15 protein-coding genes and 2 tRNA genes are annotated in these 20,779 nt (G+C 70.2%); 6 read left to right on the top strand and 11 right to left on the bottom strand.

What is annotated here, in order from left to right; translation table 11 throughout:
• Nucleotides 1-579: 579 nt before the first annotated feature.
• The 3 genes from QQ657_RS17735 to QQ657_RS17725 all read left to right on the top strand — a co-directional run bounded on the left by QQ657_RS17735 (nucleotide 580) and on the right by QQ657_RS17725 (nucleotide 3,487).
• A complete protein-coding gene (locus QQ657_RS17735) occupies nucleotides 580-1,242 on the top strand; it encodes an HU family DNA-binding protein (protein WP_284743256.1) in 663 nt (220 codons plus the stop codon).
• A 636-nt stretch (nucleotides 1,243-1,878) separates the two neighbouring features.
• A complete protein-coding gene (locus tag QQ657_RS17730; RefSeq protein ID WP_284743255.1) occupies nucleotides 1,879-2,289 on the top strand; it encodes a histone-like nucleoid-structuring protein Lsr2 in 411 nt (136 codons plus the stop codon).
• A 187-nt stretch (nucleotides 2,290-2,476) separates the two neighbouring features.
• Nucleotides 2,477-3,487 carry a GlxA family transcriptional regulator gene (locus tag QQ657_RS17725; protein WP_284743254.1) on the top strand — a complete coding sequence of 337 codons (1,011 nt, stop codon included), beginning with the start codon at nucleotides 2,477-2,479 and terminating at the stop codon, nucleotides 3,485-3,487.
• Nucleotides 3,488-3,827: 340 nt separating this feature from the next.
• On the opposite strand, the gene QQ657_RS17720 is transcribed toward QQ657_RS17725, so the two are convergent.
• A complete protein-coding gene (locus QQ657_RS17720; RefSeq protein WP_284743253.1) occupies nucleotides 3,828-4,511 on the bottom strand; it encodes an HU family DNA-binding protein in 684 nt (227 codons plus the stop codon).
• 734 nt (nucleotides 4,512-5,245) lie between these two features.
• Here QQ657_RS17720 and QQ657_RS17715 point away from each other — a divergent pair.
• Nucleotides 5,246-5,665, top strand: coding sequence for a hypothetical protein (locus QQ657_RS17715; RefSeq protein ID WP_284743252.1), 420 nt, complete (start codon nucleotides 5,246-5,248; stop codon nucleotides 5,663-5,665).
• Between the two features lie 306 nt (nucleotides 5,666-5,971).
• A complete protein-coding gene (locus tag QQ657_RS17710) occupies nucleotides 5,972-6,385 on the top strand; it encodes a histone-like nucleoid-structuring protein Lsr2 (RefSeq protein ID WP_284743251.1) in 414 nt (137 codons plus the stop codon).
• 276 nt (nucleotides 6,386-6,661) lie between these two features.
• On the opposite strand, the gene QQ657_RS17705 is transcribed toward QQ657_RS17710, so the two are convergent.
• The 4 genes from QQ657_RS17705 to gltX all read right to left on the bottom strand — a co-directional run bounded on the left by QQ657_RS17705 (nucleotide 6,662) and on the right by gltX (nucleotide 9,385).
• Nucleotides 6,662-6,737: transfer RNA gene (locus QQ657_RS17705), tRNA-Glu, on the bottom strand.
• 101 nt (nucleotides 6,738-6,838) lie between these two features.
• Nucleotides 6,839-6,910: transfer RNA gene (locus tag QQ657_RS17700), tRNA-Gln, on the bottom strand.
• 59 nt (nucleotides 6,911-6,969) lie between these two features.
• Entirely contained in the window at nucleotides 6,970-7,704 is a 735-nt protein-coding gene (locus QQ657_RS17695) for an HAD family hydrolase (protein ID WP_284743296.1), read from the bottom strand.
• 202 nt (nucleotides 7,705-7,906) lie between these two features.
• On the bottom strand, nucleotides 7,907-9,385 hold the full coding sequence (gltX, locus tag QQ657_RS17690; RefSeq protein ID WP_284743250.1) for a glutamate--tRNA ligase: 1,479 nt from the start codon (nucleotides 9,383-9,385) through the stop codon (nucleotides 7,907-7,909).
• 104 nt (nucleotides 9,386-9,489) lie between these two features.
• Here gltX and QQ657_RS17685 point away from each other — a divergent pair, with 104 nt between their 5' ends.
• Nucleotides 9,490-10,728 (top strand): FAD-dependent oxidoreductase, encoded by a 1,239-nt coding sequence (locus QQ657_RS17685; RefSeq protein WP_284743249.1) that lies wholly within the window; start codon nucleotides 9,490-9,492, stop codon nucleotides 10,726-10,728.
• A 64-nt stretch (nucleotides 10,729-10,792) separates the two neighbouring features.
• On the opposite strand, the gene QQ657_RS17680 is transcribed toward QQ657_RS17685, so the two are convergent.
• The 6 genes from QQ657_RS17680 to QQ657_RS17655 form a co-directional block, all read right to left on the bottom strand.
• The gene (locus QQ657_RS17680; RefSeq protein ID WP_284743248.1) at nucleotides 10,793-11,563 is read right to left on the bottom strand and encodes a fumarylacetoacetate hydrolase family protein; all 771 of its coding nucleotides are present in this window, start codon (nucleotides 11,561-11,563) and stop codon (nucleotides 10,793-10,795) included.
• A gap of 93 nt (nucleotides 11,564-11,656) precedes the next feature.
• The gene (gene cimA / locus QQ657_RS17675; RefSeq protein ID WP_284743247.1) at nucleotides 11,657-13,261 is read right to left on the bottom strand and encodes a citramalate synthase; all 1,605 of its coding nucleotides are present in this window, start codon (nucleotides 13,259-13,261) and stop codon (nucleotides 11,657-11,659) included.
• Between the two features lie 261 nt (nucleotides 13,262-13,522).
• On the bottom strand, nucleotides 13,523-14,563 hold the full coding sequence (locus tag QQ657_RS17670; protein ID WP_284743246.1) for a 3-isopropylmalate dehydrogenase: 1,041 nt from the start codon (nucleotides 14,561-14,563) through the stop codon (nucleotides 13,523-13,525).
• Between the two features lie 227 nt (nucleotides 14,564-14,790).
• Nucleotides 14,791-18,168, bottom strand: a complete 3,378-nt coding sequence (locus QQ657_RS17665; RefSeq protein WP_284743245.1) for a S8 family serine peptidase — start codon at nucleotides 18,166-18,168, stop codon at nucleotides 14,791-14,793.
• Nucleotides 18,169-18,404: 236 nt separating this feature from the next.
• Nucleotides 18,405-20,003, bottom strand: coding sequence for a phosphoglycerate dehydrogenase (gene serA, locus QQ657_RS17660; protein ID WP_284743244.1), 1,599 nt, complete (start codon nucleotides 20,001-20,003; stop codon nucleotides 18,405-18,407).
• A 125-nt stretch (nucleotides 20,004-20,128) separates the two neighbouring features.
• Entirely contained in the window at nucleotides 20,129-20,692 is a 564-nt protein-coding gene (locus tag QQ657_RS17655; protein ID WP_284743243.1) for a TetR/AcrR family transcriptional regulator, read from the bottom strand.
• Between the last annotated feature and the right edge of the window lie 87 nt (nucleotides 20,693-20,779).

The raw sequence follows: 20,779 nt of genomic DNA, 5'->3' as shown, positions 1-20,779 counted from the left end.
ACGGCGTTGGGAGCACGGGGTACCGGACACGCCCCGTGCGGCCACGGCTGGGCCGAACGAGTGAGTTCACCCTACGGGGAAGATCCTTTTCGCCTCAGCGTACTTCCGGCGCGGGCGCCACCGGTTGCGCCGCAACGGACCTCGCCGCACCCCGGAGAGGTCGCCGGAGGCGGGCGGGGCGTTACTGCCTTGGCGCCACGGCGAAGCGGCGCCCCGGCCCTCCGCGACGGGTCCGGGAACCCCCGCCGCCACGCGGGATCGGGCTCCGAGTGGCTCCGGCCACACGCCGGGAGGCCCTCTCCCGGCGTGTCGCGGAAAAAAGGTTCCGAAGGGCCTCCGGTCCTATATGGACGACCACTGTGGACGGCACTGCCCTAGGGTTTTGCCTGCTCAGGGCCATGGTCGACGTCCCGTTCCCATTCCTGTGCGTGTCTCACGAAGACTCTTCGAGAGGCGGAACCAGCGCCCTCGCAAGGAAATATTTCGGCCCTCGGTTGGATTTTGTGCGGTATTGGTAATACCGTGTGCAGTGTCGGCCGAGATGGGCCGTGACTAGATGTTCCACTATGGAGGACTGGAATGACGAACAAGGCCCAGCTGATCGAGGCGCTGTCGGAGCGTCTGGGCGACAAGAAGGTGGCTTCGCAGGCCGTTGACGGTCTGGTCGACATCATCATCCGGACGGTCAACAAGGGCGAAAAGGTCAACATCACCGGCTTCGGTGTGTTCGAGAAGCGGGCCCGTGCCGCGCGCACCGCCCGCAACCCGCGCACCGGCGAAGCCGTGCGCGTGAAGAAGACCAACGTGCCCGCCTTCCGCGCCGGCACCACCTTCAAGGACGTCATCTCCGGCTCCAAGAAGCTCCCGAAGGCGACCCCGGTCAAGCGCGCCACCGCCGCCAGCACGACCACCCGTGCGGCCACCGCCAAGGCGTCCGCCCCGGCCAAGACCACCAGCACGCGGGCCACTTCGACCCGTGCGGCCGCGGCCAAGCCGGCCACCGCTCGCGCGACGGCCACGCGGACCCGCGCCACCGCGGCGAAGCCGGCCGCCAAGGCCACCGCCACCAAGGCGGCCCCGAAGACCGCGGCCAAGGCTCCCGCCAAGGCGACCGCGGCCAAGGCCACCACCACGCGGGCGAAGGCCGCCGCCAAGCCGGCCGCCACGAAGACCGCCGCGGCGAAGAAGCCCGCCGCCGCCAAGGCTCCGGCCAAGCGCACGTCGGCTGCCAAGAAGAAGTAACTCGCTTCATCCGTCGAAGGGCCCCGCACCAGGCTGGTGCGGGGCCCTTCGGCGTTCCCGGGGCCGACGGGCAAACAGCGTTCAACGCCCGTACGCGTCGAAGTGCCTTGCCGGGCCGGGGAACGCGGAACCGGTCCCGGCCACTCCCACCACACCGCGGCCGCACCAGCGGGAGAATTCACGACACCGCCTCTGCGGACCACCGGGCCGGGTGGGCTGAACCGGGGCCCCAGGAACGCCGTCACGCACCTGAGCCCCGCCAGGATGTATCGGCGGGCCCCACAGCCGTCCGCGCCTTCTCTCTCCGGCATTCAGGCTTCCGGAATTGCCGCACCGGCGGATAGCCGGAATTGCCCGAAGACCCGGCGAGGAGCGGCGGCGACTCCACCCCACCCCCGGCGAGCTGGGCCCGGCGCCGCCCGGAACACCGTCCGGGGAAGGCGGAATCACCGCGCCGGGCCTCCACAGTGGAACCGGCACGGCACGTCCTATCAGGACCACGGAATCGCGGGAAGGCCCCGGGAAATTGCCGTACCGATCGCCGGGTGGATACACTCCACCCAAGAACGTCGGCCATTGTGCAACTTGTCACACGTCACGTTCCCCGGACGCACATCCAGCTTGAGGAGCATTCCCGTGGCCCAGAAAGTCCTCGTCGAGATCCTGGACGACATCGACGGCTCCACCGCCGCCCAGACCGTTCAGTTCGGCCTCGACGGCGTCACCTACGAAATCGACCTTTCGGACGACAACGCCGCCGCGCTGCGCGACGAGCTCGCCCGCTTCATCGCGGCCGGCCGGCGCATCGGCGGCCGCAAGGTGCGCGTCGCGACGGGCCAGTCGACCACGACGAGCACGAGCGACCGCGAGCGCAACCAGCAGATCCGCGCCTGGGCGAACGCGAACGGCTACGAGGTCTCCGAGCGCGGGCGCCTTTCGTCCGAGGTGATCGCGGCCTTCGAGCAGGCCCAGGTGGCCGAGACCGAAGCCCCGGCGGCGCCGCGCAAGCGCGCCCCGCGCAAGAAGGTCGCCGCCGCCCGTAAGTGACGGCGATGGGTAGATCACTGGGGAGATCGAGGCCCGTCGGCGGCGAGGACAGTTCGTCCTCGCCGCCGGCAGAGGCCATTTCCGCCCGGTCACGCGGGTCGCTGACCCGCCGGACGCGCGTCACCTCACGCGAAGCCGGCCGGCCATTCCGCACTTCGATCCCCCCGTGACGCGGCACAATTCGCAGGTGACCACCACGACCCGGCGAGTACTGGTCGTCGCCTACGACGACGCGCAGATCCTGGACGTCGCCTGCCCCAGCGCGTCGCTCGAGATCGCGAACAGCCACGGCGCCGGCCCGCCGTACACCGTCGAGCTCGCCACGGTGAGCGGGAAACCGGTGCGCAGCTCGTCCGGCATCGGCCTCACCGGAGCCCGGCGGCTGGCCTCCGTCACCGGCCGGATCGACACCCTGCTGATCGTCGGCGGCAACGGCACGGAAGCGGCCATGGCCGACGACGCGTTGCTGACCCAGGTGCGGCGGCTGGCTTCCCGGAGCCGGCGGATCGCCTCGGTGTGCACCGGCGCGTTCGTGCTGGCGGCGGCGGGACTGCTCGACGGCCGCCGCGCCACCACGCACTGGGGCTACGGCGAGCTGATGGCGTCGGCGTTCCCGGCCGTCACCGTGGACCTCGCCCCGCTCTACATCCGCGACGGCAACATCTACACCTCCGCGGGCGTGACGAGCGCGCTCGACCTCACCCTGGCCCTGATCGAGGACGACCACGGCCCCACCCTGGCCCGCGAGGTGGCCCGCGAACTGGTCGCCTACCTGCACCGCCCGGCGGATCAGGCCCAGATCAGCACTTTCCTGGCCCCGCCACCCGGTGACCGCGTCGTCCGCGATCTGCTGGGCCACATCAGCGCCCGCCTCGCCGACGACCTCAGCCCGCCGGCACTGGCCGCCCGCGCCGGGATCAGCACGCGGCACCTCACCCGGCTCTTCACGCGCCAGCTGGGCGTCACCCCGGCCCGCGCGGTGCGCGACGCGCGGACCGAAGCCGCCGCGCACCTGGTGCGGGGCAGTGAACTTTCGCTCGCCGCGATCGCCCGCCGGTGCGGCTTCCGGTCGGCGGAGACCCTGCGGCAGGCGTTCCTCGGCCACTACGGGATGACCGGGGACGCGATTCGCAGGATCCCGGACATGCCTGGCCCGCTGAAGCGCGAACCACCGCAGACTTCCCGGAGCAAGGACTAAGCAGGTTCCGAGGGAAGCGTGCGCCCGGTCCGAAAACCGCGGCCGAAGCGGAGAGGATCGATCGCCTTGTCCTGAGCGACGGCCCGGCCGCCGCCTGACCTCGACGGGTCAGCGGCCGGCAAGACCCTGTACGACAACGGCACCACCGTCCTGCTCGCCCCCTGACACAGGGGTTCGCGCAGGACGATGCCTGCCGGCACCGACGACCGGGCGGACGCCTGCGGGCGCTGCTGGGGAGGCGCTCGCCCGAGTGGCGGCCGCACCGGGTGTCCCGGCTTCCGGCCGGGAACGCCGAAGGGCCCCGCACCAACCCGGTGCGGGGCCCTTCCGGTGAAGCGAGTTACTTCTTCTTGGCAGCCGAGGTGCGCTTGGCCGGAGCCTTGGCAGCGGCCGGCTTCTTCGCCGCCGCGGTCTTGGCGGCGGCCGGCTTGGCGGCAGCCTTCGCCCGCGTGGTGGTGGCGGCCTTCGCCGCGGTGGCCTTGGCGGGAGCCTTGGCAGCGGCGGCCTTCGGGGCCGCCTTGGCGGCGGTCGCCCGGGTGGCCGTGGCCTTGGCGGCCGGCTTCGCCGCGGTGGCGCGGGTCCGCGTGGTCGTCGCCCGCGTGGCGGTGGTGGCCGGCTTGGCCGCGGCCGCACGCGTGGTGCGGGTCGTGGTCGCCTTGGCCGGAGCGGCCGCGGCGGCGGTCTTCGTGGCGGTCGCCCGGGTCGCGGTGGCGCGCTTGACCGGGGTCGCCTTCGGCAGCTTCTTCGAACCGCCGATGACGTCCTTGAAGGTCGTGCCGGCGCGGAAGGCGGGCACGTTGGTCTTCTTGACCTTCACGGCCTCACCGGTACGCGGGTTGCGAGCGGTACGCGCCGCGCGGGCACGCTTCTCGAACACACCGAAGCCGGTGATGTTGACCTTTTCGCCCTTGTTGACCGTCCGGATGATGATGTCCACGAGACCGTCAACGGCCTGCGCAGCCACCTTCTTGTCGTCGCCCAGGCGCTCCGACAGCGCCTCGATCAGCTGGGCCTTGTTCGTCATTCCAGTCCTCCATAGTGGAACTAGCAGTCAGGCCCATCGCGGCCGACGTCACACAGAGTATTACCAGGACGGCCGAAAATCCAAACAGGGGGTGGTCGAGAACTCCGTTGTGTCGCCGAAGAAGTCTCGTCCGGCCGAACCCGCTCCCCCGGCACGGAAACGAACTGAGCGGCCGCTGACCTGCGAATTCACCGCGATACGGCGTGATGTCCATATAGGACAAGGCGACTCAGTCGCTCAGTTGTTCGACTCGAAATCGCCGGAAAACCCAAGCGGGTCAACGGGTCGAGAGGGGGCGCGACCGACGTCCGCCGTGCCGTCGTTCGCCGACAGGTGGTCGCGGCGGGACACGAATCCGCGTGGCGAACATGCTGTTCGCGGCGATCGCCGAAGTGCCGCCCGGCAGGTTTGTACCCGCCGCCGGTGACCGTGATCGTTTCGCCGGCCGCGGCCAAGCCCGTCGCGTCGGACGCGGAGAGCGTGAAGCCGTTGTGCGTGGCGGAACCCGCGGACGCCGGCACGGCGGGTCCTCCGCGGCGCCGACCCCCACTCCCACGGCCGCGGCACCTTGTGGTGGCTCGCGGCCGGGGCCGCGCTGCCCGTCACCGCCGCCGCTCCGCTCGTGAAGCTCCGAAGACTCCTCGCCGCGCGACCTTCCTCGACTGTCTGGCCGCCGGCCCGGCGGCCAACGACGGCAAGGGTTCGGCGTCCGCGGCGGCCCGGCCAGGGAGGACGTGCGCGTCCGCATCGCGACCCGGGCACCCTCGTCGACCGGCTTGGCGTGGGGCATCAAGCAGAGCCGGCGCGGCTACATCAGCCGGTTCGGCAGCACCATCGCCGACCAAGGCGCCACCCTCGACCAAGCCGCGCCGCTCCCCTACAGCCGGCCGGCACGGCCGGCAGCGTCTCCTTCGGCGGCTGGGTCGCCGTCCGAAGTGGACTTCGCCGACCTGGTCGTCGAGTCGGCGGGCAAGGCGATCCCGATCGGCGCGTACCGGTTCGCGCTCGGCGAACCCGAAGCTCACCATGGCCGGCGGCAAGGGCACGGCTCTACGCCGACGTCGAGCTGCGGACGACCGCCGGCGCGCCGGCGCCGCCGGTCAGCAAACCCGGCGCGGCCCTGGCGAACCTGGCGAGCACCGGGGTGCCGGTGACGGGCGTCTACTGGAGCGCCGCCCTCCTGGCGGCCTCGTCCTGCCGACCCGGCGGCGCCTCCAGAGCCGCCGCTCCACCGTCCGGATAGGACGTTCCGCCGACCGGCCGGATCGGCGTCCTGGTGGTGAATACCGGTTCAACCGTCGCGCCGGACAATTCTCCGGGGCGGCTTCCCGTTTTCGATACCGGCGAGCAGATATCTGCCCAAACCGACCGGTATGGATATACTCCGGGGAGGAGCAGCACATTCGTGTGCTCGGTCACAGCCATCGGTTTACTGGTATATACCGTTTCAAGGAGCAGGAATGGCCCAGAAGGTCCTCGTCGAGATGCTCGACGACATCGACGGTACCCCCGCCGCCCACACCGTCCCGTTCACCCTCGACGGTGTCATGTACGAGATCGACCTCTCCGACGAAAACGCCGCCGCCCTGCGCGACGAGCTCGCCCGCTACATCGCCGCCGGCCGCCGCACCGGTGGGCGCAAGGTCCGCGTCGCGACCGGCCAGTCGACGACGACCAGCACGAGCGACCGCGAGCGCAACCAGCAGATCCGCGCCTGGGCGAACACGAACGGCTACGAGGTCTCCGAGCGCGGCCGGCTGTCGTCCGAGGTGATCGCCGCGTACGAATCCGCTCAGGCCGCCGAAGCCGCGGCGCCCACGCCCGCTCCGCGCAAGCGTGCCGCCCGCAAGAAGGTCGCCGCTGCCAAGAAGTAACCGTGGCGACGGCAGATCACTGGGGAGAGATCACCGCGGTCATTCCACCGGCCCGTCGGCGGCGAGGACATCCACCTCCGCCGCCGACGGCCGCTTCTCCCCCGGTTCGCCTGGCCGAGCGGGCCACTCCGCGCCCCTCGATCGCTCACTCCCAGGCCACCCCGCCGGGCCCGCCTGAAAGCTGCTCCGGAACCGCTCGGACCGCGGCCGGGATGGTCGTTTCCCGCGCACCAAAAAGCCCGCCTGACCTGGGTCAGACGGGCTCGCGGTAACTGCTGGTACCCCCGATGGGATTCGAACCCACGCTACCGGCGTGAGAGGCCGGCGTCCTAGGCCGCTAGACGACGGGGGCTTAGGATCTTCCCTGGTTTCCCAGGGGCTTTTCTGTTTTTCTTGCTGGAGAGAACTTACCAGAGGCGATTTCTCGCTCTGCAGGGGGGTCACTCTCCGCAGCTGGGGTACCAGGACTCGAACCTAGACTAACTGGACCAGAACCAGTCGTGCTGCCAATTACACCATACCCCAGTGAGGTACCCACCGACCCGATCAGGCCCGGCCGGTTCAGCACCGCACGAGGAGAAATACTAGAGCACGCCGTTCCGGACGGTGAACGCGGGGGTGCCACTTCCACGCTGGGCGGGGACACCGATCGTCGCGTACTCCGAAACCAGCAGCTCAGGCAGCTCGGCCAGGCCCGCCACCCGGTGGACGCCCTCGGGCGCGCGCTCGCCGATGTCGTCGCGGTCGAGCCAGACCGCGCCCAGGCCGGCGTCGCGGGCGCCGATCGCGTCCGTGTCCAGTTTGTCGCCGACGTGGACGGCCTGGGCGGGTGCGCAGCCCAGGCCGAGGCAGACGGTGTGGAACATCACCGGATCGGGTTTCGCCACGCCGAGCTCGCCGGCGATGGCGACGTGGTCGAAGAACGGCGCCAGCCCCAGGTCGGCGATTTTCTTCCGCTGGTGGACACCCGAGGCGTTGGTCACGGCGGCCAGCATCAGGCCGGCGGCGCGCAGCCATTCCAGGCAGTCGAGGACGTCGCCGAACAGCTGCCACGAGTGGTCGAGCAGCTCTCTTCGGCGCCGTTCGAAGGAGCTCACCTGCTCGTCGTCGGCAAGGATGCCGATCTCCGCGAGGAAGCAGTCGGTGCGCCGCTGGTGCATCGTCGCGTAGTCGATTTCGCCGGCGACGACGAGGGCGACGTGCTCCTCTGTGATCAGGTCCCACAACGGCCACAGGTCGCCCCGGCCGGTGAGGATGTGGAGGCTGCGGCGGATCGCGGCGGTGCAGTCGATCAGGGTGTCGTCGATGTCCAGGCACACCAGCCGCAGCTCCGGCGGCGCCCAGGGCTCGGGCGCCGCCTCCGCGGGGACGGTTCGCGACGGGGTCCGGGGTGCCAAAGCGAAATCCACTCAGTGAGGCTAGGGCAACGACAGCGTTCGCGACGCTGCCAAAGAGGTGATTGCCGCTCGCCTGTTCCGGCGCAGTCGCTCTACTCCCAGTTGGCGAACCGTCTTCTTTCGGTTATCCGACCAATGCGCGGCGAAGACGTCCCAGTGAGACATCCCGGCCGAGCAGTTCCATCGACTCGTACAGCGGCGGGGAGACGGTCCGCCCGGTCACGGCGACGCGAACCGGCGCGAAAGCCTTGCGGGGCTTGAGACCCAGACCGTCCACAAGGGCGTCCTTGAGCGCCTGCTCGATGGCCTCGGTCTCCCACGACGGCAGCGCTTCGAGTGCGCCGACCGCCGCGACGAGCACCGGCTGCGCGGCTTCGCCGAGGTTTTTCGCCGCGGCGTCCTCCTCGGGCGCGAACGCGTCTTCCGCAACAAAAAGGAAACGCACCATCGCGGCCGCGTCCGAAAGCACCGTGACGCGTTCCTGCACCAGCGGCGCGATCGCGGTCAGCCGGGCCTGCTGTTCCTCGCTCGGCGATTCCGGAAGGACACCCGCGGTGACCAAATAGGGCGTGACGCGCTCCACGAACTCGGCCGCGGGCAAAGCCCGCACGTGGGTGCCGTTGATCGCTTCGGCCTTCTTGAGGTCGAAGCGCGCCGGATTGGCGCTGACCTTGGTGACGTCGAAGGCGGCGACCATTTCCTCGACGCTGAAGACGTCGTGGTCGTCGGCGATCGACCAGCCGAGCAGGGCCAGGTAGTTGAGCAGGCCCTCGCGGATGAAGCCGCGGTCGCGGTAGTTGAAGAGGTTCGACGACGGGTCGCGTTTGGACAGTTTCTTGTTGCCCTCGCCCATGACGTACGGCAGATGGCCGAACTGCGGCGTGAACCCCGCGACGCCGATGCGCTCCAGCGCGGCGTAGAGCGCGATCTGCCGGGGCGTCGAGGGCAGCAGGTCCTCGCCGCGCAGGACGTGCGTGATCTTCATCAGCGCGTCGTCGACCGGGTTGGTCAGCGTGTACAGCGGCTCGCCGTTGGCGCGCACCAGCACCGGGTCCGGGATCGTGTTCGCCGGGAAGCTGATGTCCCCGCGGACCAGGTCGGTCCACGCGAGATCGATCTCCGGCATGCGCAGGCGCAGCACCGGCGCGCGGCCCTCGGCGCGGTAGGCGGCGCGCTGCTCGTCGGTGAGGTCGCGGTCGAAGTTGTCGTAGCCCAGCTTCGGGTCCAGGCCGGCCGCCTTGCGCCGCGCTTCGACCTCTTCGTTGGTCGAGAACGCTTCGTACAGCTCGCCCGCTTCGAGGAGCTTCGCGGCGACGTCGGCGTAGATCGCTCGCCGCTCGCTCTGGCGGTACGGCCCGTACTCGCCGCCGGCCTCGGGGCCCTCGTCCCAGTCGATGCCGAGCCAGCGCAGCCCGTCGAGCAACTGCTCGTAGGACTCCTGCGAGTCGCGCGCGGCGTCGGTGTCTTCGATCCGGAACACCAGTTGACCCTGGTTGTGCCGGGCGAAGGCCCAGTTGAACAGCGCCGTGCGGATCAGCCCGACGTGCGGGGTGCCGGTCGGCGAAGGACAGAAGCGCGCGCGAACCACCGATGTCTCACTCATAGCCCGATCAGCGTATCCGTCGCCACATCGCTTGACGCCGGGGACCGGCCGGGTGCACTCTCAGTTTATTCAACGAGCGATGAATAGATGGGGAGATGGTGGAGATGACCGAGCGCACGGGCTGCGTCGTCATCGGTGGCGGGCCGGCCGGGATGGTCACGGGACTCCTGCTGGCGCGGGCCGGCGTCGAGGTGACGGTGCTGGAGAAGCACGCGGACTTCCTGCGCGACTTCCGCGGGGACACGGTCCACCCGTCGACGCTCACGCTGCTGGACGAGCTGGGGCTCGGCGAGAAGTTCCACGCGCTGCCGCACAGCGAACTGACGTCGGCGGGGTTCCCCCAGGAAAACGGCGAGATGATGAAGCTGGCCGACTTCACCCGGCTGAAGGTCGCCCACCCGTACATCGCGATGGTGCCGCAGTGGGACTTCCTCGACCTGCTCGCCGAAAGCGCCCGCAAGGAGCCGACGTTCGTCCAGCGGATGGAGACCGAGTGCACCGGGCTCGTCCGCGAGCAGGGCCGCGTCGTCGGCGTCACCTACCGCACGAGTGCCGGGGAGACCGGCGAAATCCGCGCCGACCTGGTGATCGCCGCCGACGGCCGCTGGTCGGTGGCCCGCCGCGAAGCCGGTCTCGTGCCGCGCGAGTACGACTGCCCGTTCGACGTCTGGTGGTTCCGGCTCTCGCGGACCGAAGGTGACCTGGGCACCATGCTCCTGCCGAAGATGCGGGACCGCCGCTTCGCCGTGCCGCTCCCCCGGCCCGACTTCTTCCAGGTCGCCTACCTCGGCCCGAAGGGTGACGACCTGCGCAAGCAAGGCATCGAGGCGTTCCGCCACAACGTCACGCAGATCTGCCCCGAGTTCACCGACCGGGTGCACGAGCTCGAGACGATGGACGACGTCAAGTTCCTCGACGTGCGGCTCAACCTGCTGCGCAGGTGGCACGTCGACGGGCTGCTCTGCATCGGCGACGCGGCGCACGCGATGTCGCCGATCGGCGGGGTCGGCATCAACCTGGCGGTGCAGGACGCGGTCGCGGCGGCGACGCTGCTGGCCGAGCCACTGCGCCGAGGCCGGGTCACCCCGGCGGATCTGGCGAAGGTGCGGTCCCGGCGGCTCGCGCCGACGCTGCTGGTGCAGGGGCTGCAGCGACTGCTGCACCGCGGCGTGATGCGCGCGGTGATGGCGGGCAAGCGCAACGGCCCGCCCGCGCCGATGATCAAGCTGTTCGCCCGGTTCCCGCGACTGTCGTACTTCCCGGCCCGGCTGCTCGGCCTGGGCTTGCGCCCGGAGCACGCCCCGGCCTACGCCCGGCGCCCGATGGAGCCGGTGCAGCGGTAGCGCCAAGTGCCGTTAAGGCCACCTTACGGGCGTCTGACGCCCGTAAGGTGGCCTTAACGGCACGTCAGATGCTTTCGACCGGGTTGGTCAGGGTGCCGATGCCTTCGATGGTGATCGAGACGCTCTGGCCGCCCTCGATCGGGCCGACGCCTTCGGGCGTGCCGGTCAGGATGACGTCGCCGGGCAGGAGCGTCATGACGCCGGAGACGAACTCGACCAGCTCGGGGATCTTGTGGACGAGGTCGGACGTGCGGCCGTCCTGCTTGAGCTCGCCGTCCACCTCGGCCCGCAGCGCCAGGTCGGACGCGTCGAGCGACGTCTCGATCCACGGCCCGAGCGGGCAGAACGTGTCGAAGCCCTTGGCGCGGCCCCACTGGCCGTCGGACTTCTGCAGGTCGCGCGCGCTGACGTCATTGGCCACGGTGTAGCCGAGGATCGCGCTCGCGGCCCGGGCGGCAGGCACGTTCTTCACCGGCTGCCCGATGACGATGGCCAGCTCGCCCTCGAAGTCGACGCGGCCGACGTTCGAGGGACGCCGGATCGGCGCGTTCGGCCCGACGACCGTCGTCGACGGCTTGAGGAACAGCATCGGGGCGCTGGGCACCTCGTTGCCGAACTCGGCCGCGTGCTTGGCGTAGTTGCGGCCGACGGCGATCACCTTGGACGGCAGGATCGGCGCGAGCAGCCGGACGTCGGCCAGCGGCCACCGCTTGCCGGTGAAGTTGGGCTGGCCGAACGGGTGCTCGGCGATTTCCAGGACCTGGGCGTCGTCACCGTCCCCTTCGACCGAAGCGAACGCGACACCACCGGGATGAGCAATACGGGCTAGGCGCACGGCGTCAGTCTACGTGCGCCCGCCCAACGGCCTTCGGGGGTTCCGGGTGGCGGAGCCCCCGGCCCGGGCCGAAGGCCCGGATGTCACTGTGACTCAGGCCACGGTCGTGCTCTTGTGCACGAGCGCGTCGCACAGGGCCAGCCAGCTGGCCTCGACGATGTTCCCGTGCACCCCGACCGTGGTCCACTCGCGTTCGCCGTCGGTGCTCTCGACCAGCACGCGCGTCACCGCGTCGGTGCCCGGGTGGCCCTGGAGGATGCGCACCTTGTAGTCGGCGAGCTCCACACTGTCCAACCAGGACAGGTGCGGCGACAGCGCCTTCCGCAGCGCCGCGTCGAGGGCGTGCACCGGACCGATGCCCTCGGCGGTGGCGATGACGCGCTGCCCGCCGACGTGCACCTTGACCGTCGCCTCGGAGACGACCTCGGCGTCGGCGCGGTGGTCGAGCACGACCCGGTAGGACTCGAGCTCGAACGGCGCCTCGGCGGGGACGTCGGCCTCCTGGCGCAGCAGGAGTTCGAGGGAGGCGTCGGCGGCCTCGAAGGACCAGCCTTCCGCTTCGAGGCGCTTGACCTTCGTGATGGCGCTCGTCAACGCCTCGGGCCGGCCGGCAAGGTCGACCCCGAGCTCACGTCCCTTGAGCTCGAGGCTGGCCCTGCCGGCCATCTCGGTGACCAGTACCCGCATGTCGTTGCCGACGGAAGACGGATCGATGTGGTTGTACAACAACGGATCCACCTTGATCGCGCTCGCGTGCAGTCCCGCCTTGTGAGCGAAAGCCGACGCCCCTACGTAAGCCTGGTGGGTGTAGGGGGCGAGGTTGGCGATTTCGGCAAGGGCATGGGAGACCCGGGTGAGCTCGGCGGCACCTCCGGTCGGGAGGACCTCCATCCCGAGCTTGGTCACCAGGTTTCCCGTCACGGCGAAGAGGTCGGCGTTGCCGGCCCGCTCCCCGTAACCGTTGGCGGTGCACTGGACGTGCGTCACGCCGGCCTGCACCGCGGCGACGGAGTTCGCCACGGCGCAGGAAGTGTCGTCCTGACAGTGGATCCCGAGCCGGAATCCCGTCTTTTCCTTGATGGTCTTCACGGTCTCCGCGAGCCCGAGCGGCAGCTGGCCGCCGTTGGTGTCGCAGAGCACGAGGACGTCGGCGCCCGCGTTCCCGGCGGCGTCGAGGATCCTCAGTGAGGTTTCGGGGGAATGCGCGTATCCGTCGAAGAAGTGCTCGGCGTCGAGGAAGACCCGGCGGCCTTCCTTGACCAGGAATTCGACGGTGTCGCGGACCATGGCGCAGGCTTCGTCGACGTCGACCCGCAGGGCGCGTTCGATGTGCCGCAGATCGGACTTCGCGACGAGGGTGATGACGGGTGCTTCGCTGTCGAGAAGGGCCCGGACCTGCGGATCGACGTCCGCGGTGGTGCCGGCCTTGCGGGTCGCGCCGAAAGCCACGAGGGCCGCGTGGTTGAGCTTCAGCTCGCCTTTCGCCGCGCGGGCGAAGAACTCCGTGTCCTTGGGCAGCGCCCCCGGCCAGCCGCCTTCGATGAACCCGACGCCCAGCTCGTCCAGCAGCCGCGCGACGGCCAGCTTGTCCTGGACGGAGTAGGAGATGCCCTCACGCTGCGCACCGTCGCGCAGGGTCGTGTCGTAGAGGTGGAAGGCATCGCCGAGCGGGGTATCGGCGGGCTCCTGGCGGGTCACGGTCTTCTCCTAGCGTTTCGAGGCAACAAAAAAACCTCCCGCATGGGTGCGAGAGGTTGCGCGCCGGGGGCTCTTGTGGAGCTATCGTCCGGCGCGCTCGATGATAATGATCGCGAAGCTGGTCACGGTCGCATCATGCCACAGGGTTTCGGCGAAAGTCCACAACCTGGGTCAAGCTCCCACCATCCGGGAAGACGCCGCGCACGAAAAAGCCCCGCACCGGATTCGGTGCGGGGCTCCTCCGTCAAGGAGAAAGCGGTCTCAGCCCGCCGTACGCACGTTGGACGACACGAGAGCCGCCAGCCGGTCGCCGATCGCCGTCGTGGCACCCGGCGACGCCTGGTCCCTCGTCGCCAGATCGAACGCCACCGAAGCCTCGATGCGCCGCGCCGCTTCCTTCTGGCCCAGGTGGTCCAGCAGGAGCGCCACCGACAGCACCGCGGCCGTCGGGTCCGCGAGCCCCTGGCCCGCGATGTCCGGCGCCGAACCGTGCACCGGCTCGAACATGCTCGGGTTGCGGCGGGTCATGTCCAGGTTGCCGCTCGCCGCGAGGCCGATGCCGCCGGTGACCGCCGCAGCGAGGTCGGTGAGGATGTCGCCGAACAGGTTGTCCGTCACGATCACGTCGAACCGGGACGGGTCGGTCACCAGGTGGATGGTCGCCGCGTCCACATGGGAGTACGCGACCGTCACCTCCGGGTGCTCCAGCGAGACCTCTTCGACGATCCGCGACCACAGCGAGCCGGCGAACGACAGCACGTTGGTCTTGTGCACCAGCGTCAGGTGCTTGCGCGGACGGGCCTCGGCGCGACTGAACGCGTCCGCGACCACGCGCCGGACGCCGTACGCCGTGTTGGTGCTGACCTCCGTCGCGATCTCGTGCTCTGTGTCCTTGCGGATCAGACCACCCGTGCCCGCGTACGGGCCTTCGGTCCCTTCGCGCACGACGACCATGTCGACGTCGCCTGCGTCGGCCAGCGGTCCCCGGACACCCGGGTACAGCCGCGCCGGGCGCAGGTTGACGTGGTGGTCCATTTCGAACCGCAGGCGCAGCAGCAGACCCCGCTCGAGGATGCCGCTCGGCACCGACGGGTCGCCGACCGCGCCCAGCAGGATCGCGTCGTGCTGGCGGAGTTCGCCGAGCACCGACTCCGGGAGCAGCTCACCGGTCGCGTGCCACCGCGCGGCGCCGAGGTCGTAGTTCGTGATCTCCGCCGTAGGTGCCACTTCACCGAGCACCTTCAACGCCTCGGCGACCACCTCGGGCCCGATCCCGTCACCTGGGATCACCGCGAGCCGCATCCACACACCTCCGTCGACCGGGCCACCGGCGCACCGATGGCCCACCGCAACAAAACGCCAGCAGCCGGAAGGTTACCGGCCGTAGACAAACGGCCGTAGCCGCACCACCCTTATGCCGCATCCTCCCGCAGGGTGAGACACCCGATCGGGTTAACAGGAACGGGGCGCCCCCGGCGGAAACCGCCGGGAACGCCCCTGCTTCCTGCATCGATCGATCTTGCTCCGGACTAGCGGTGACCAGCCCCGATCGGCTGACGGTCGTTGCCCGGCCGGGCACCCTGTGCGGCGTCCACCTTGACCACGTTCGCCCGGTTCCCCGCGGCGTTGTGGTGCTCGATGGCGAACAAACCGAGAGCGTTGTCCGCCGCGGCCGAAGCCGCGTTCCGGTTCACGACCAGCGCCGTTCCCGGCTTGGCGACGTAGCCCAGCGCGGCGTCGCCGCCGCCCTGCACCGAGTAGCCCGGCGCGAGCGCGTCGAACGACAGCGGCGTGCCGACGTAGTCGATCAGCCCGTTCGTGGTGCCCGGCGCGACGTAGAAACCGCTCACACCCACCGTGTAGGAGACGCGGTGGCTGTCCGCGTTCGCGTCGATGCCCAGCGCCGCCAGGGAAACCGGCAGCGTCAGCACGTTCGTGTCGAACACGTTCGTGTCGACGTCGCCGAGCTGGCCGTTGACGGCTTGGACGTCGACCTGCGGGAAGCCCGGGGTCAGCGCGACCGTGACGGCCAGCAGCACGTCCGTGGACGTCGCCTTGGTCACGTAGGTCTCGAAGTCCGGCGTCCCGTCCCCGGTGGTGTCGATGTCGACGAACGGCGAGGTGTTGCTGCCGATGTTCGCCCAGTCGCCCCACGTGGACAGGCCGAAGGCGAGGATCGCGTTCTCCGGCTCACCCTGTTCCTTCGCCAGCGGCGCGGTGGACGCCGCCCCGATGTAGCGGAGGTCGCCGCCCTTCGCGGTCTTGTTCACCGTGCAGTCGGTGACCACGTCCGCGTCGCACTCGGGCAGCTGCGGGGACTCCGCCTGCAGCTCGAGCACGCTGATCAGCGAGCGGTAACGCTGCGCGCCGGAGCCCTGGTCGACGCCCTTGCCGGTCAGGTTCAGCACGGCCTGGGTGGCGTCCGGGGCGAACTTCACCGACTGCGGCGTCGAAATCGTCGACACCGGCTTGGGCGCCACGTACACCGAAACCCGCAGCGGCACCTTGGCCCCGCTGGTCGGGGTGAAGGCGACGCGGCCCGAAGCGTCGGCGACGAACTGCCGTGCCAGGCCGGCCTGGGTGGCCAGCATGGTCGGGTCCATGACCTTGCGCAGCGCCTTCGGGTCGGTGATCTTCAGCGTCACCTTGACCTTGGCGGTGCCACGCGCGGTCAGCTTCACCGTCGGCTTGTCCACTGTGTACTCGACACCCGGCAGCGCGTTGACCGCCTGGTAGGCGACGGTGTACTCGGCGGGCGTGACGCCCTTGTTGACCAGCTTGATCGTCTTCGACAGCGTCACCGGCCCGGAGGCCTCGACCGTGCCGAAGCTGACGCTGACCGCGCCCGGGTCGTCCTGGACGTAGGCGAGCACCTGGTTGTCCAGCGCCGCCTTGGCGTCGATCCGCCCGCTGCCGACGCGCTGCGGCGCGTAGGTGTGGCCCGCGCCGTCGCCGACGTCGTGGCCGGCGGTGTCGATGACCGAGGCCTTGACCTCCTCGACCGACCAGTCCGGGTGGGACTGGCGGACCAGCGCGGTGATGCCCGCGGTGTGCGGGGCGGCCATCGACGTGCCCGAAAGGACGGTCCGGCCGTTGCCGCTGCCGCGGAACGCCGAGGTGATCGTGTCACCCGGTGCGGCGACGTCCGGCTTGAGCGCCGGGCCGCGGGTGCCACGCGAGGTGAACGAGCTCGGGGTGTCCACGATGGTCTTGTCGTAGGTCTGGACCGAGGCGCGCCCGGCACCGTAGAGCCGCATCTGCAGCGTGCCCGCGGTCAGCGACGCGCGCAGCGTCTTCGTCGCGGAGCCGGTGAACTGGAACATCGGGATCGCGGCGTTGCCCGCGATGCCCGCGCTGAAGTGCTCCAAAGTGGACGACAGCAGCGCGCCCTTCGCCCCGGCCGCCTGGGCGTTGTTCGCCCGGACCGCCGAACCACAGGCGCGGGTCGAGTCGTTGTCGTCCCACTCCAGCCAGACGAACTTGCCGGCGGCCTTCGCCTTGTCCGCGGCGGAGTACGGCGCGCAGCCCGCGGCGTTCGCGGCGGACAGCGCGACGACCGGAGCCGTCAGGTCCAGGGTGTCGTAGCCGGTGTAGTTCTGGCTGTACTGCCCGGTCTTCTGGCCCGCGGCGTTCGCGGGGGCCTTGGCCTCGGCGGCGTCGCGCAGGATGCCCGCGTCACGCGTGCTGGCGACGGTGAGCGCCTCGGGGGTGTTGCCCGGCGAGCCGGCGATGTCGTTGATGTCGCCGCCGTTGCCCGCGGAGATCACCGGGAGGACGTTGTTCGCGGCGAGCTTGCGCACGAACAGCGAGTCCGGGTCGTCCGGCGCGCCGAAGTCGGAGCCCAGCGACAGGTTGACGATGTCGAGGTGGTCGGTGAAGTCGCCGTCGCCGTCCGGGTCGAGCGCCCAGTCGAGCGCCTGCGAGGTGACGTTCGTCGAGCCCGCGCAGCCGAACACCTTGATGGCGTAGAGGAGCGACTTCGGCGCCGTGCCCGGGCCGATCTGCATCGCGTCGACCTTCTTGGCGTCGAGCTTCTTGTAGTCGCCCTTGAAGGTCTTGCCGTCGGCGGTGACGCCGAAGCCGCCGATGGTGCCGGCCACGTGCGTGCCGTGCTCACCGCAGGCGAGGGGGTTCGGGTCCGGGGCCGGGGTGGTCTTGCCCGGGGTCGCGGCGTCGTAGTCGTCACCGACGAGGTCGGTGCCGCCGACGACCTTGGCGCTCGGGAAGAGCGGGGTCGGCTTGCTGCGGTCGACGCCGTTGTACGCGGCTTTCGTGCCGGGGCCGCCGAAGTCGGCGTGGGTGTAGTCGATGCCGTCGTCGATCACGCCGACGCGGACGTTGTCGCCGAACTTGCCGGTCTGCTGCCACGCGGCGAGCGTGTTGGTCAGCTGCTCGGCGCTGGCGTTGGTGCGGGTCTTCGGCACGACCGTGCGCACCGAAACGACGTCCGCGCGCTTCGCGACTTCGCGCAGCTTCGCGGCGTCGGCCGTGACGACCACGCCGGGGACGGCGTTGGCGGTCTGAGTGACGACCTGCGGCTTGGCGTCGGCCGAGCGCAGCTGGCCGAGGACCGACTCCACGGCGGCGGCGGTGTCGGCCTTCGCGGCACGGGCGGCCCGCTTGGCCTGGTCCTTGCCCTGCGGCTGCGCGGCGGTGAACGCGTCGACGGCGGGCTTCTTGGCCAGCTCGACGAACGCGGTGACACGGCCCTGCGCGGCACCCAGCCGCGGCGAGAGCTTGCCCTGCAGCTTCGCGTCGTCGATCTTCGCCGGCGCCACTCCGTCGGCGAGAGGTGCGTCTTGAGTAGACACAGTGGCGGCACTCGCGACCGGCGCCCCCAACGCGGCCGCCAGCACGACGGCGAAGAACGCCGTCGTGACGCGAGCGGGTAAGCGGGATCTGCTCATGAGTCGGCCCCTTACTCGAGGTCTGGACCCGAACCTGCCTGCCGCTCCTAGCACCCCCGACGGTGAAGCACGGCGACCGCGCCGTGCCCTCGACGGCGCGTGGTTCAACCTCGCGGGGAGAACTTAATGCCCCAAAACACCTACTTACGTAGGCAAAGGACTCCGTTATACAGATGTGATTGCACGCGAAGGCCCCCTCACCGCGAACGGCGAGGGGGCCTTTGTCGTGCTTCGCGTCAGTTGAAGTCGACGGCGCGGATCGTGTGCGCCCCGACCGAAGCGCCGATGGGCTCCAGCAGGTGCGCGTCGATGTGGCGGTCGACGCGCAGGAGCATCACGGCGTCGGAGCCGTCGGTCGTCTGGCTGATCTGGGCGGCCTCGATGTTGATGCCGGCCTCGCCGAGCAGCGTCCCGACGCGGCCCATCACGCCCGGGCGGTCGCCGTACTCGACCAGCAGGACCGTGCCCTCGGCGCGCAGGTCGAAGCCGCGGCCGTTGACCTCGACCAGCTTCTCGACCTCGTCCTTGCCGGTGACCGAACCGGACACGGTCAGCACCGCGCCGTCGGCGTGCACCGCGCGCACCGTGACCAGGCTGCGGAACTTCGGGCTCTCCGACTCGGTCACCAGCTCGACCTGCACGCCCAGCTTCTCCGCCAGCTGCGGCGCGTTGACGAACGTGACCTGGTCCTCGACCACGCCGGTGAACACCCCGCGCAGCGCGGCCAGCTGCAGCACGCCGGTGTCCTCGCTGCTCAGCTCGCCCTTGACCTGCACGGTCACCGAGTTCGGCGCCGTCGGGTTCAGGGCGGTGAGCAGCTGGCCGAGCTTCTGCGTCAGCGTCAGGTACGGGCGGACGTGCTCGCCCACCGCGCCGCCGCCGGAGACGTTCACCGCGTCCGGCACGAAGTCGCCGCGCAGCGCCAGCAGCACGGACCTCGCGACGTCGGTGCCCGCGCGGTCCTGCGCCTCGGCCGTCGACGCGCCCAGGTGCGGCGTCACGACGACGTTGTCCAGCTCGAACAGCGGGCTGGACGTGGTCGGCTCGGTGACGAAGACGTCGATGCCGGCGCCGCCGACGTGACCCGAGCGCAGCGCGTCGGCCAGGTCCTCCTCGACGATCAGCCCGCCGCGGGCCGCGTTCACGATGATGACGCCCGGCTTGGTCTTCTTCAGCGCGCCGGCGTCGATGAGGCCCTTGGTCTCCGGCGTCTTCGGCAGGTGGATGGAGATGGCGTCGGCACGCGACAGGAGCTCGTCGAGGGTGACGAGCTCGATGCCGAGCTGGCCGGCGCGCGCGGCCGAGACGTAGGGGTCGTAGGCGATGATCTTGGTGTCGAACGCGGCGAGGCGCTGGGCGAACAGCTGGCCGATCTTGCCGAGGCCGACCACGCCGACGGTCTTGCCCTGCAGCTCCACACCCGAGAACGAGCTGCGCTTCCACTCGCCGGCGCGCAGGCTCTGGCTGGCGGCCGGGACCCGGCGCGCGACCGACAGCAGCAGGGCCACGGCGTGCTCGGCGGCGGAGACGATGTTGGACGTCGGCGCGTTGACGACCAGGACGCCGCGCTCGGTGGCGGCGGGCACCTCGACGTTGTCCAGCCCGACGCCGGCGCGGGCGACGACCTTCAGCTGCGTCGTGGCGCCGAGGACCTCGGCGTCGACCTTGGTGGCGGAGCGCACCAGCAGCGCGTCGGCGCTCTTCACCGCCTCGAGCAGCGCGGAGCGGTCCGTGCCGTCGACGTGCCGGACCTCCACCTCGTCACCGAACACACTCAGCACGGAGGGGGCGAGCTTCTCCGCGATGAGGACGACGGGTTTGCTGGGCTTGCTCACGATGCGACTCCCACTATCTGGTCACTTCCAGGACGCTGTGTGTCGACAAACGGTCTGTGCACGTCGTTGTGCCCCGGTCGAGGCGGAGTTTAACCCGCTGGACCGCCCCCTGGCTTCCCACGGTGTTAACTCACTCGTAATCCCTCGAAAACAAGCGCCAGGAGCCGTTGCATGCCGCCCGGGCCGGGCAGGTGGCCACCCGCCCAGGATGCCGCGTGCAGCAAGAGAAGAAGCTCGTGGGTGGTGACGTCCTTGCGTAGTGCGCCTTCTTTTTTCGCCCGTTCCACCAGATGGGAACCTGCTTCGCGCATCTCGTGGCACGACGCGTACAAACGGGATGATTCGTCGCTGAGCGCGTCGGCGGTGAGCTCCACCAGGCCGCGGAACGTGCCGGTGGCGTCGCCGAGCCCGGCCAGCCAGGTCTGCAGCGCGGTCAGCGGCTCGGGGTGGGTGAGCAGGTCGCGCGCCCGCTCGGCCTGAGCGTCGAACCGGGCGCGCAGCAGGGTTTCGAGCAGGGCCTCCCGGGTCGGGAAGTGCCGGTAGAGCGTGCCGATGCCGACCCCGGCGCGGCGCGCGATGTCTTCCAGCGACGCCTCGACGCCGTGTTCGGCGAAGGCGCGCTGGGCCTCCTCGAGGAGGCGCTCGTAGTTGCGGCGGGCGTCCGCGCGCATCGGCTTGACTTCGGTCATCGCCCTTCCGACCCTACCGGGTAGCCAATCGGAGGCTACCTCCGTATATTAACCGGAGGCAGCCTCACATTACTGGAGGGAACGAGG

Source organism: Amycolatopsis ponsaeliensis, from assembly GCF_030182635.1.
In the GTDB taxonomy this organism is placed as follows: Bacteria; Actinomycetota; Actinomycetes; order Mycobacteriales; family Pseudonocardiaceae; genus Amycolatopsis; species Amycolatopsis ponsaeliensis.
Note: the sequence above shows the minus strand (reverse complement) of the source record. Positions and strands in the feature narration are given on the sequence as shown.

What these genes read in the sequence shown, in the direction of transcription:
- QQ657_RS17720 (WP_284743253.1), bottom strand. Translation starts at nt 4,511, where the DNA reads ATGACGAACAAGGCCCAGCTGATCGAGGCGCTGTCGGAGCGCCTGGGC.
- gltX (WP_284743250.1), bottom strand. Translation starts at nt 9,385, where the DNA reads ATGAGTGAGACATCGGTGGTTCGCGCGCGCTTCTGTCCTTCGCCGACC.
- QQ657_RS17655 (WP_284743243.1), bottom strand. Translation starts at nt 20,692, where the DNA reads ATGACCGAAGTCAAGCCGATGCGCGCGGACGCCCGCCGCAACTACGAG.
- QQ657_RS17710 (WP_284743251.1), top strand. Translation starts at nt 5,972, where the DNA reads ATGGCCCAGAAGGTCCTCGTCGAGATGCTCGACGACATCGACGGTACC.
- QQ657_RS17735 (WP_284743256.1), top strand. Translation starts at nt 580, where the DNA reads ATGACGAACAAGGCCCAGCTGATCGAGGCGCTGTCGGAGCGTCTGGGC.
- QQ657_RS17670 (WP_284743246.1), bottom strand. Translation starts at nt 14,563, where the DNA reads ATGCGGCTCGCGGTGATCCCAGGTGACGGGATCGGGCCCGAGGTGGTC.
- QQ657_RS17685 (WP_284743249.1), top strand. Translation starts at nt 9,490, where the DNA reads ATGACCGAGCGCACGGGCTGCGTCGTCATCGGTGGCGGGCCGGCCGGG.
- QQ657_RS17665 (WP_284743245.1), bottom strand. Translation starts at nt 18,168, where the DNA reads ATGAGCAGATCCCGCTTACCCGCTCGCGTCACGACGGCGTTCTTCGCC.